The following is a 12,057-nucleotide window of genomic DNA, read 5'->3' on the forward strand; positions in this document are numbered from 1 at the left end:
GCCATTCGGAGTGCGGGTCCCGCCGGACTGCAGCCGGTGCGGCCTGCGCCCCTCTGCCAGCTTAGCCCCGGGTCCCGGCCCGCCGCCGGGTCGCGGTAGGCTGGAAGGACCCGGGATTCTTGCGAATTTCGGGTATTCGTGTTGCCTGCATGCCCGTGATCACGTCAGGAGTTCGCCATGAGCCTCAACGGCCCCTCTCTCATCGGTCTGCGGCGTGTCCTCGCCGAGGACAAGACCTTCGCCCGGGTGCAGGCCGAAGCGTCCCGGCCGGTCACGGCCCGCAGCGAGGACTACCAGATCAGCGCCCCGGCCGGGCTGCGCGCTGCGCTGCTGGCGGAGATGGCTGACGGGCTCGCGTCGGGATCCGCGCCCGACGGCGGCGCCGCCCCGGTGGTGCTCGCCGTCACCGCCACCGGCCGCGAGGCCGAAGACCTCGCCGCCGCGCTGGGCGCCTTCCTGCCGGCGGACACGGTCGCGGAGTTCCCCAGCTGGGAGACCCTGCCGCACGAGCGGCTCTCGCCGCGCTCGGACACCGTCGGCCGCCGGCTCTCGGTGCTGCGCCGGCTCGCGCACCCGGAGGCCGGCGGCGCCCTGCGCGTCGTCGTTGCCCCGGTCCGGGCCGTGGTCCAGCCGATCGTGGCGGGCCTGGGCGAGCTGGTCCCGGTGACCTTGAAAGTCGGCCAGGACGTCCCGTTCGGCGACGTTGTGAAGAACCTCGCCGACGCCGCCTACGCCCGGGTGGACATGGTCACCCGGCGCGGCGAATTCGCTGTCCGCGGCGGCATGCTGGACGTCTTCCCGCCCACCGAGGACCACCCGATCCGGGTGGAGTTCTTCGGCGACGAGGTCGAGCAAATGCGCTGGTTCGCCGTCGCCGACCAGCGCTCGCTGACCGCGCCGGGCGTGCACCACCCTACCGAACTGCACGCCCCGCCGTGCCGCGAAATCCTGATCACGCCCTCGGTGATGTCCCGGGCCGCGACGTTGAAGTCCCAGTTGCCGGCCGCGGCGGACATGCTGGAGAAAATCGCCGGCGGCATCGCCGTCGAAGGCATGGAATCCCTGGCCCCGGTGCTGGTGGACTCCATGGTGCCGTTCCTGGACCAGTTCCCGGAGGGCTCCATCTCGGTGGTGATCGAACCGGAAAAGGTCCGCACCCGCGCCCACGACCTCGCCGCCACTAATGAGGAATTCCTTGAGGCGGCGTGGTCCACGGCGTCCGACGGCGGGACCGCCCCGCTGGATCTGAGCTCCGCGGCCTCGGCGGCCCTGCACTCGGCGAGCTTCCGCTCGCTCGGCGAGACCCGCAGCACGGCGCTGGCGCACGGCGTGTCCTGGTGGTCCATCAGCTCGCTCGCCAGCGACGAGGAGCTGCTGCCCGAGATCGATGTGCTGAACCTGCACGCCCGCGAACCGCGCGGCTACCAGGGGGACGTGGCGGAGATGATGGACTTCATCGGCTCGCACGTGCGGGAGCAGTGGCGGATTGTCGTCGCCACCGAGGGCCCTGGCCCGGCGCAGCGCCTCGCTGAACTTTTCCACGACAATGACATCCCGTGCGCCCGGGTTGAAACCCTGGACGCGGACCCGCAGCCGGGCCTGATCGAGGTGACCACCGCCGCCGTCGGCCGCGGCTTTGTGCTGGACGGGCTGAAAGTGGCACTGCTGACCGAGGCCGACCTGCTGGGCCGCACCTCCGCCGGCTCCACCAAGGACATGCGCCGGATGCCGTCCAAGCGGCGCAACGCGGTGGACCCGCTGCAGCTGCTGGCCGGCGACTTCGTGGTGCATGAGCAGCACGGCATCGGCCGGTTCGTGGAGCTGATCCAGCGCAAGGTCGCGGGCGGCGGAGACGGCGTGCGCGAATACCTGGTGCTCGAATACGCGCCCTCCAAGCGCGGCGCCCCGGGTGACCGGCTCTTTGTCCCCACCGACCAGCTGGACCAGGTCACCCGCTACGTCGGCGGCGACACCCCGGTGCTGAGCAAGATGGGCGGCTCGGACTGGGCCAGCACCAAGTCCAAGGCCCGCAAGGCCGTCAAGGAAATCGCGGGCGAACTGATCCGGCTGTACTCGGCCCGGATGGCCTCCCGCGGGCACGCCTTCGGCCCGGACACCCCGTGGCAGCGCGAGCTTGAGGAAGCCTTCCCCTACGTGGAGACCCCGGACCAGCTGACCACCATCAACGAGGTCAAAGCGGACATGGAACGGGAGATCCCGATGGACCGCCTGGTCTCCGGCGACGTTGGCTACGGCAAGACCGAGATCGCGGTCCGGGCAGCGTTCAAGGCGGTCCAGGACGGCAAGCAGGTGGCCGTGCTGGTGCCCACCACGCTGCTGGCGCAGCAGCACTACGAGACATTCACCGAACGCTTCTCCGGCTTCCCGTTGCGGGTCAAGCCGCTGTCCCGCTTCCAGGGCGCCAAGGAGGCCAAGGAGACCGCCGAAGGTGTGAAGAACGGCTCGGTGGATGTCGTCATCGGCACGCACCGGCTGCTGTCCAAGGACTTCGCGTTCAAGGATCTCGGCCTTGTAATCGTGGACGAGGAGCAGCGCTTCGGCGTCGAACACAAGGAAGCGCTGAAGAAGATGCGCACCAACGTGGACGTCCTGGCCATGAGCGCCACCCCCATCCCGCGCACCCTGGAGATGTCCCTGACCGGCATCCGGGAGACCTCCACCCTGGCCACCCCGCCGGAGGAGCGGCACCCGGTGCTGACCTACGTGGGCCCGTACACGGACAAGCAGACCTCGGCCGCGATCCGCCGCGAATTGATGCGCGAGGGGCAGGTCTTCTTCGTGCACAACCGGGTCTCCACGATCGAGCGCACCGCCGCGAAGATCCGCGAACTGGTCCCGGAGGCCCGCGTCGAGGTGGCGCACGGCAAGATGTCCGAAAGCCGGCTGGAACAGATCATCGTGGACTTCTGGGAGAAGCGCTTCGACGTGCTGGTCTGCACCACCATCATCGAGACCGGGCTGGACATTTCCAATGCCAACACCCTGATCGTGGACGGCGCGGACAAGTACGGGCTCTCCCAGCTGCACCAGCTGCGCGGGCGCGTGGGCCGCGGCCGGGAACGGGCGTACGCCTACTTCCTCTACCCCTCGGAAAAGCCGCTGGGCGAGGTGGCGCTGGAACGGCTCAAGGCGGTTGCGACGCACAACGAACTCGGCGCCGGCATGCAGCTGGCCATGAAGGACCTCGAAATCCGTGGCGCCGGCAACCTGCTAGGCGGCGAACAGTCCGGCCACATCCAGGGCGTCGGCTTCGATCTCTACATCCGGCTGGTGGGCGAGGCCGTGGCGGACTACCGCGGCGAGGCCGAGGAGAAGGCCGCGGAGATGAAGATCGAGCTGCCGGTGAACGCGCACCTCCCGCACGACTACGTGCCCGGCGAACGGCTGCGCCTGGAAGCGTACCGGAAGCTGGCCGCAGCGCTCAGCAACGAGGCGATCGACGAGGTCGAGGCCGAACTTGTGGACCGCTACGGCGAGCTGCCGCTGCCGGCGCAGAACCTGGTCGCGGTGGCCCGCTTCCGGGTCGGCGCGCGCGAGGCCGGCCTGACCGACGTCGCCCTGCAGGGCAACTTCATCAAGTTCTCGCCCGCCCAGCTGCCCGAGTCCAAGCTGATGCGGCTGGCCCGGATGTACCCCGGTTCGCAGGCGAAGCCGGCCCTGGACGCGGTGCTGATCCCCAAGCCGAAGACGGCCCGGATCGGCGGCCGCGACCTGCAGGACGCCGAGATCCTGGCCTGGGCCAACGGTGTGATCGAGGCGATCTTCTCCGACGTCCCGCTCTCGGTCGGCTAGGCCGTGATGGGAGGACACCACGCCGCGTCCGGGGCCGCGGCGTGGGTGGCTATTGCCTCGACCGGGCCGTACGCGCTGGGCTGGTATCCGCTGGACGCCACGGGCATCGTGATCGGCGGGATGGCGACGGCGGGCACGGCCCTGGTCTGCGACTGGGACCACCGCTCCAGCACGGTGGCGCATGCCCTGCCACCGCTGTCCAACCTCATCGCCGTGGGCATCGAGAACGCGTCCGGCGGCCACCGGCAGGGGACCCACTCGGTGCTCGGCGCGGCGTTCTTTGTGCTGCTCGCGGCGCTGGCCGGGCAGCTCCAGCTGGAGACCGACTGGGGCCTGCTGTCCGTGGGTGCCGGCCTGCTGTGCATGTTCATGATCAACATCGCCGCGAAGGCGCTCAAGCTGTTTCCCAAGTACGGCTGGATCAGCAACTGGGTGTTCGCCCTCACCATGGCCGGGCTGGTGACCTGGTTCGCGCCGGACCAGTGGACCTGGCTGCCGGTGTCCATGCTGACCGGCGTCCTGGTGCACATTGTGGGCGACATGATCACCACCGGGGGAGTGCCGCTGCTCTGGCCGATCGTGGTGAAACCGCCGAAGTTCCTGCGCAGGCTGCCACTGGTCAAGAATGTCTGGAAAGCCAACGGGGCATTCTCCATCCCGCTGCTGGGCCGGGCCGGCTCGCGGCGTGAGTGGTTCGTGCTGATCCCGGTCAGCGGCTACGCCATGGTCGGCATGTTCTCCGCCGCCCTCGCCGTCGCCAAGGGCCACTTCCCGGCGGTGCTCGCGCAGGGGACCGCGCTGGTCAACCGCCTGCTGGCCGCCGTCGGAGCCTAGGGCCGACGCCGGGCCGCCCTGGGCTTTCCGCTACGGTTCCGGACGGACGCACCCCGGGCCCGGGGTGCCTTGGTCCGGAACCGCCGCACTTTTCCGGAACCGCAGCTTAAACAACTGTTGCCCCGGACAGCCGGGGCAACAGGAAATCAACGCGAAGGGGTCTAGCTCTCGCCCGCGGAGTCCGAGCGGCCGGTGATGGTCTGCGGGATCCAGAACGCGAGGGCGAACAGGATCAGGCAGGCGGCCATCGGCCACGGGTTGCCCAGGCTGAGGAAGGACAGCGAGTACAGGGCGCCGAAGAACAGGGCCATCATGATGACAAACAGCACGATGCTGGATGCGAGGCTGTTCTCGCCCTGCGGAGTCTTGGTGGTGTTGTTGCTGCTGGACATTCGTTCCTCCTCGGCCCCGCGGGGCTTAAAAACTGTGGCGGCTGCGGCGGTGTTCGGTACGGTCAGTACGCGGATGAACCCTGTTCACCCTTGACGATCGCGATGCCGGAGCTGGCGCCAATACGTGTTGCACCTGCAGCAATCATAGCCTGAGCGTCGGCCAGGGAGCGCACGCCGCCCGAGGCCTTGACGCCGAGTCCCGCACCCACCGTGCGCCGCATCAGGGCGACGTCCTCCGCCGTGGCGCCGCCGCCGTTGAAGCCGGTGGAGGTCTTCACGAAGTCGGCCCCGGCCTCGACGGAGGCCTCGCAGGCGAGCACCTTCTGGGCGTCGTCCAGCAGTGCGGTCTCGATGATGACCTTCAGGATGGCGCCGCCGGAGTGGACAGCCTCGGCGACGGCGCGGATGTCATCAACCAGCGCGCCCTTGTCATTGGCGCGGGCCGCGGCAATGTTGATCACCATGTCGATCTCGTCGGCGCCGTCGAGCACCGCACCGCGGGCCTCGAAGGCCTTGACGTCGCTCGGCGTCGCGCCCAGCGGGAAGCCGATCACGGAGCAGGTCAGCACCCCGGAGCCCTTGAGCGCGGTCTTGACGGTCTTGACCCAGATGGGGTTCACGCAGACGGACTTGAAGTGGTACTCGGCCGCCTCGGCGCAGACCTTCAGGACCTCGGCCTCACTGGCTTCCGGCTTGAGCAGGGTGTGGTCGATGTACGAGGCAATGTTGCCCGCGGCGCCCTCGTGGTCGGTGCCGGCCGCGCCGGCAGCCGTGGTGGCTTCGTTGCTCATGGTGGTCCCTTTCCTGCCGGCCCCGGATCGTGCCCGGCCCGGCCTGCTGACACGGCGTGTGTCGTGGCTTCTCAGTGCACCATCTTGCCATAACGGGACCGGCCGGAGCAGGCGCTATGCCGCCTGCGCGAGGGGCCCGGACAGGGAGGCCTGGAGCAGCCCGGTGGCGCAGACTCCCGCGGCGGAACCGGCGGCCACCAGCAGCCCCAGCCGGACGCCGTCGTACGCCGCCGCGTCGCCGATCGCCCAGATCCCCGGCACCGAGGTGCGGTAGTCCTTGCCCACCACGATCCCGCCCTGCGCCGCGGTGGCCAGGCCGGCGGTGCGGGCGAGGCTGTCGCGGGAAATGCGCTCTTCGGCGAGGACCACCAGGTCCCCGCTGATGCTCGAACCGTCGTCGAAGACGATTCCGGCGGCGGGCAGCGCGGAGCCGGCGAGGGTGGGGACGACGGCGGACGGGCGCAGCGTGGTGCGGACCGGCCGGACGCCGCGGGCGCGGAGCACGGCCTCGGCCTGGCCCGCGGCGGTGCCGGTGCCCACCAGGATGCCCAGCGGCCGGCGGCCCAGGACCCGGGTGACGTCCTTGACGGCGTCGCCCAGGCGGGTGGCGTCATCGATCGTGGAGTAGCTCAGGCAGCGGCCCTCGCCCTCGATCGGCGCCAGGGCCGGCGCCGAACCGGTGGCGATCACCAGCTGGTCGTAGCTGAACTCCATCCCGTCAGCCGTCGTGACCCGCTGCTCCGCGGCGTCGATGAAGCTGGCCGGCTGCCCGAAGCGGACTGACACCTGGGGCAGGGCGGCCAGGTCCAGCAGCTCGTCCGGGGCGTCATCGCGGTTGCTGAGCACCGTGATGCCGCCGGCGAACGGGGTGCGGGTGAGCTGGCGGACCAGCGCCTGCGCCGCCGGGCCGGCGCCGGCGATGACAATCCGCGGCCGGGTCTGGGACGTGGCGGACTCGGTGGGGATGGCGGACGCTTCCGTGACGGACATGTGCTGGCCCTTTCGCTGGTGGGCCGGATGTGGCCCGTGTTCTTGATGTTCCCCAGCGTAGGGGGCCGACTTTTCGCGGAGGTTACCGCCCTGTTGCAGTATTTTCGCGGTTCGTTCGCCAACCGTTACCAGCCGGTAATGCCGTGGGTCACACCCGGATCCGGTAGCCGCGCTTGACCACCGTTTCCACCAGGCTGCCGTCCGGCAGCGCGGACCGCAGCCGGCTGACCGTCATGTCCAGGGCGTGCACGGATCCGCGCAGTTCCAGCAGCTCGGAGAGCGCCTCGCGGGAGAGCACGGCCCCGCCGGCGCCCAGCAGCGCCCGCAGCAGCAACAGCGGGGCCGGGGCCAGCTCCACCGCTTCGCCGTCAATCCGCAAGGACCGGCCGCGCAGCTCCACCGCGCCCGAGGCGGTGTCCAGCCGCCGCACATGGTTTAGGGCCAGGTGCTCCACGACCAGCCGGATCAGGGCGCCCATCCGGAACCGTTCCGGAATGAGCGGCTGCACCCCGGCGTCGATCAGCGGCTGGGCGGTGATGGGGCCGACGACGGCGGTGGCCACCGTGGTCTTCAGGCTCTCCACCAGCTGTTTGTAGAGGCCCATCTCATGCGCGGTGCTCCACAGCGCGTCCACGGCGGGCGCACTCGTGAAGGTCAGCACATCCAGGTTGCCGCTGCACGCCGCCTCGATCAGCTTGGGCAGCCGGTCGGCGCCGTCGGGCTTGACCCAGCGGTATGGGGTGACGGTCATGACGTTGGCGCCGGACATCCGCAGCCGCTCCAGCTGGCGGACATCGGTGTAGCCGTGCAGCTGCACCGCGACGGTCTTTCCGCGCACGCCCTCGGCCAGCAGCATGTTCACCAAGGTGGCGGTGGTTTCGTCGCTGCTGATTCCGACGTCGGCCAGCCCGGCCGCGCGGACCGCGCCGCGGGCCTTGGGGCCGCGGACGAACATCCGGGTGGCGCCGAGGGTTTCCAGCAGCTGCTCGCCGATGCCGAAGGTGTCCGCCGCCTCGCACCAGCGCCGCATCCCGTAGGCGGTGGTGGCGATGCAGAGCTCGGGCCGGGCGTCGATGATGGCGCGGGTGTCCTCGATCAGCCGCAGGTCTTCCTGGACCGGGGCGATTTTCAGCGCCGGGGCGTGCAGCACCTCGGCGCCGCGCCGCTCCAGGGCCTCGATCAGGTCCTGGGAACGCCGGTGCGAGGTGACTCCGATCCGGAAGCCCTCCAGCGGCAGCTCCGCCTTCCCCGGACCCTCGCCCCCGGCGAGCATCCCGGCCGGCACTCCCGCGGGGTGCCCGGTGCGGTCCCCGGCGGTGCCGGCGAGGGCTTCCAGCGCGCTCACGGCGCTCACGCTCCCATCAGGGACGCGGCGAGGCGGTCCAGCTCGGCTTCGGCTTCCGCGCAGCCCCGGTTGGCCTCGGCCACCCGGACCACCTCGCCGATCACCAGCACGGCGGGGTTGCTGCAGCCCGCGGCCGCCGTGGTGATGCTGCCCAGCTCGGCGATGGTGGTGCGCTGGCCCGGGCGGTAGCCGCGTTCGACGACGGCCATCGGCATGTCCGCCCGCATCCCGGCGCGGCGCAGTCCGGCGGCCAGGTGGTGCAGGGTCCCGATGCCCATCAGCACGACGATGGTGCCGCCGAGACCGGCCAGGTGGGTGTGTTCCTTCTCGGTCAGCGGGGCGTGGCCGGAGACCACGGTGAACAGGTGGCTGACCTCGCGGTGCGTGACCGGGATGCCGGCCGCGGCGGGCACTGAGATGGCGCTCGTGACCCCGGAGATCACCCGTACGGGCACGCCGGCCTTCACGCAGGCGGCCACTTCCTCGCCGCCGCGGCCGAAGACGTAGGGGTCGCCGCCTTTGAGCCGGACCACGTTCCTTCCGGCCAGCGCGGCCTCGACCATGAGGTCTTCAATGCCGGCCTGGCTGACCGGGTGGTGGCCGGGGCGCTTGCCCACGTCCACCAGCTCCGCCGTCGTCAGCCCGGGCAGCTCCTGGTACGGGGCCAGCCGGTCGTAAAAGACGACGTCGGCGTCCCGCAGGGCCGTGGCCGCCGCAAGGGTCAACAGCTCGGCGGTTCCCGGGCCGCCGCCGACCAGGGTGACGTGCCCGGCGGGGCCGGCGGCCGGCTCGGCGGCGACCGGGATGCCGGTCGCGCGGCAGCGCTGCAGCAGGCCCGCCCAGCCCGGCTGGCCGTCGTCGACGGCGGCGACCAGGAAGGGCCGCTCCGGCAGCGGGCCGTCGTGCGTTCCGCCGTCGGGGCTGCTGAGCCGGGACACCACGGCGCCGGCGGCCCGGTAGCGGCGGACGGCCTGCCGCGCGGCGGTGTCCGAGCCGGTGACGAGGACTTCGCGGCCGGTGAGATCGATGCTGAGCTGCATGTTAGGCCTGGCTTTCGGTAGGAGCAGAAGTGGCGGCGGGGGTACCGGTGGCGGCGTCGCTGGGGCGGACCGGGATGCTGGCGGCGACCAGCACCGGCTGCCGGCCGGCCTGAGCCTTCTCCTCGGCGGTGGCGGGGCGCATCTGGCCGCGCTCCGGGACGAAGGAGATCGAGTCGTCCTTTTGGTCCGGGGCGTTGACGAAGGAGCGGAAGCGGCGCAGCCGTTCGGGATCCTTGAGCGTCTCAGCCCACTCGTCCTGGTAGGTGTCCACGTGCTTGGCCATGGCCGCCTCAAGGTCCGCGGCGATACCGAGCGAGTCGTGCACCACCACCTCCTCGACGTGCTTCAGGCCGCCCTCGAGGTCCTCCTGCCAGCGCGCGGTGCGCTGCAGCCGGTCCGCGGTGCGGATGTAGTACATCAGGTAGCGGTCGATGTACCTCAGCAGGGTCTCCTCGTCCAGGTCCTGGGCGAGGAGCTGGGCGTGGGCCGGCTGGAAGCCGCCGTTGCCGCCGACGTAGAGGTTCCAGCCCTTGTCCGTGGCGATCACGCCGACGTCCTTGCCGCGGGCCTCCGCGCATTCGCGGGCGCAGCCGGAGACGCCCATCTTCAGTTTGTGCGGGCTGCGCAGTCCGCGGTAGCGCAGTTCCAGCGTGATCGCGAGGGCGACGGCGTCCTGCACGCCGAAGCGGCACCAGGTCGACCCGACGCAGGACTTCACGGTCCGCAGCGATTTGCCGTAGGCCTGGCCGGACTCGAAGCCGGCGTCCACCAGTTCCTTCCAGATGTCCGGGAGCTGTTCCAGCCGGGCGCCGAACATGTCGATCCGCTGGCCCCCGGTGATCTTGGTGTACAGCCCGTACTTTTCGGCGACGGCGGCGATCACGCCGAGCTTCTTCGGGGTGATCTCACCGCCCGCGATCCGCGGAACCACGGAGTAGCTGCCGTCCTTTTGCATATTGGCGAGGGCGCGGTCGTTGGTGTCCTGCAAGGTGCCGCGGCCGGCGTCGAGCACGTAGGCGCTGTGCTGGCTGGCGAGGATGTTGGCGATGGTGGGCTTGCAGATGTCGCAGCCGGTGCCGGTGCCGTAGCGGGCCAGGATGTCCTCGAAGGAGGCCAGTTCCAGGACCCTGATGGCGTCGAAGAGTTCCTGCCGGGAGAGTTCGAAGTGCTCGCAGAGGGCCTTGGAGACGGCGACGCCGGACTTGGCCAGTTCGCCTTCCAGCAGCTTCTTCAGCATCGGGACGCAGGAGCCGCACTGGGTGCCGGCGCGGGTGCAGGCCTTGAGCCCGCTGAGTTCCTGAACCGGGGCGTCGCCCTCGCAGGCGCCGCAGCCGTTGACCGCGTCGCGGATGGCGCCGGCGGCCACGTTGTTGCAGGAGCACAGGATCGCGTCGTCCGGCAGTTCGGTGTCCGGGGCGTCGCCGCTGCCGGCCGCGGTGAGGTAGGCGCCGGGCTCGGCGGCCAGTTCGCGGCCCAGCATGGGGCGCAGCGAGGTGTACGGGGTGGCGTCGCCGACGAAGATGCCGCCCAGCAGGGTCTTGGCGTCGTCGGTGGTGACGATCTTCTGGTAAACGCCGCGGGCCGGATCGGCGTAGACAATTTCGAGCGCGTGCTCGGTCTTGGCGAAAGCGTCGCCGAAGCTGGCCACGTCGACGCCGGAGAGCTTGAGCTTGGTGGCGGTGTCGAAACCCGGGAAGGTCGCGGCCCCGCCGTGCAGCCGGTCCGCGACGATCTCCGCCATGGTGTTGGCCGGGGCCACCAGGCCCAGGCACATGCCCCCGAAGTTGGCGACCTCGCCGATCGCCCAGACACCCGGGACCTGCGTTTGGCAACCGTCGGAAATGACGACGCCGCCGCGCGGGCCGAGCTCGAACTGCTGCACACCGCCCGCTTCGGTGCGGAACAGCTCGTCGCGGGGGCGCACGCCGATCGCGACGATCACGATGTCGGCGTCGACTATCCGGCCGTCGGCCATCAGCACGCCGGTGACCTGCCCGTCGTCGTCGGAGAGGACCTCGGAGGGGAACACCCCGCCGTGGACGGTGAAACCCTTGGCCTCAATCAGCCGGCCGAGGGCCTGGCCGGCGCCCTCATCCAGCTGGGTGTTCATCAGCCAGGGGGAGCCGTTGATGACGATCGGGGTGGCGCCGAGCTGTTCGGTGCCGGCCGCGGATTCCAGGCCCAGCAGGCCGCCGCCGATCGTGACGGCGTTGACCTTGCGGCCCAGCTTGGCGGTGAGCTCGGCGATGGCCCGGTTGATGGACCAGACGTCTTCGAGGGTGCGGTAGACGTGGGTGAGTTCGGCGCCGGGGATCGGCAGGCGGGCCGCGTCCGAGCCGGTGGCGACCACCAGCTCGTCGTACGGGTAGACGCTGCCGGCAGCGGTTTCCACCGTTTTCGCGGCGGTGTCGATGCCGGTGACGCGCTCGCCGGTCCTGAGCATGAGCGCGTCGTGGTCCCACAGTGACGCGCTGCCGAGGGTGAGGTCCACGTCCGCGTCGGTGAGCGCCTTGCTCAGCGCGACCCGGTCGTAGGGCAGGTGGGCTTCCTCGGTCAGGACGGTGACCTGCCAGCCGTCCAGGCCGCGGGCATGCATGGCATCGGCGAAGCGGTGCGCGGCGGGTCCGCCGCCGGCGACGACGACGCGGCGCGGGGTCTGCCCGGATGCCGTCTCAGGAGATGCGTTTTCGGGGCTGGCGGTCTGTCCGGTCACGGGTGGCCTTTCGTTGGGCCGCAGGCGGTGCTCTGCAACGGTTCGATCCAGCTGTTTCGATCGACCCGTGCTCTCAGCAGCATCGATCAGCTGGTCCGTTCAGCCTAGGGATGGGCAGTTTCGCTTCAGTTTCCCTTTT

At 70.6% G+C, this 12,057-nt stretch carries 8 protein-coding genes; 2 read left to right on the forward strand and 6 right to left on the reverse strand.

What is annotated here, in order from left to right; genetic code table 11:
• The first annotated feature begins 177 nt into the window (after positions 1–177).
• Together mfd and AC1MED_RS05825 are read left to right on the forward strand one after the other, a co-directional pair.
• On the forward strand, positions 178–3,813 hold the full coding sequence (gene mfd / locus AC1MED_RS05820) for a transcription-repair coupling factor (RefSeq protein WP_479785945.1): 3,636 nt from the start codon (positions 178–180) through the stop codon (positions 3,811–3,813).
• 6 nt (positions 3,814–3,819) lie between these two features.
• Positions 3,820–4,647 (forward strand): metal-dependent hydrolase, encoded by an 828-nt coding sequence (locus AC1MED_RS05825; protein WP_479785946.1) that lies wholly within the window; start codon positions 3,820–3,822, stop codon positions 4,645–4,647.
• 161 nt (positions 4,648–4,808) lie between these two features.
• Here the strand turns inward: AC1MED_RS05825 and AC1MED_RS05830 are convergent, their stop codons facing one another.
• The 6 genes from AC1MED_RS05830 to nirB all read right to left on the reverse strand — a co-directional run bounded on the left by AC1MED_RS05830 (position 4,809) and on the right by nirB (position 11,918).
• Positions 4,809–5,039: a hypothetical protein gene (locus AC1MED_RS05830; RefSeq protein WP_346960576.1), complete on the reverse strand. Its 231-nt coding sequence runs from the start codon at positions 5,037–5,039 to the stop codon at positions 4,809–4,811.
• Between the two features lie 62 nt (positions 5,040–5,101).
• A complete protein-coding gene (gene deoC / locus AC1MED_RS05835) occupies positions 5,102–5,830 on the reverse strand; it encodes a deoxyribose-phosphate aldolase (protein WP_479785947.1) in 729 nt (242 codons plus the stop codon).
• 114 nt (positions 5,831–5,944) lie between these two features.
• The gene (locus AC1MED_RS05840; protein ID WP_479785949.1) at positions 5,945–6,820 is read right to left on the reverse strand and encodes an FAD-dependent oxidoreductase; all 876 of its coding nucleotides are present in this window, start codon (positions 6,818–6,820) and stop codon (positions 5,945–5,947) included.
• A gap of 148 nt (positions 6,821–6,968) precedes the next feature.
• Entirely contained in the window at positions 6,969–8,093 is a 1,125-nt protein-coding gene (locus tag AC1MED_RS05845; protein ID WP_479786572.1) for a uroporphyrinogen-III synthase, read from the reverse strand.
• A 77-nt stretch (positions 8,094–8,170) separates the two neighbouring features.
• Positions 8,171–9,205 carry a uroporphyrinogen-III C-methyltransferase gene (gene cobA / locus AC1MED_RS05850; RefSeq protein ID WP_479785950.1) on the reverse strand — a complete coding sequence of 345 codons (1,035 nt, stop codon included), beginning with the start codon at positions 9,203–9,205 and terminating at the stop codon, positions 8,171–8,173.
• A gap of 1 nt (position 9,206) precedes the next feature.
• Complete coding sequence (nirB, locus tag AC1MED_RS05855) at positions 9,207–11,918, reverse strand: nitrite reductase large subunit NirB (protein WP_479785952.1); 2,712 nt, start codon at positions 11,916–11,918, stop codon at positions 9,207–9,209.
• Positions 11,919–12,057 lie beyond the last annotated feature (139 nt).

The sequence above is a fragment of the Arthrobacter sp. BI5 genome, from assembly GCF_056680065.1.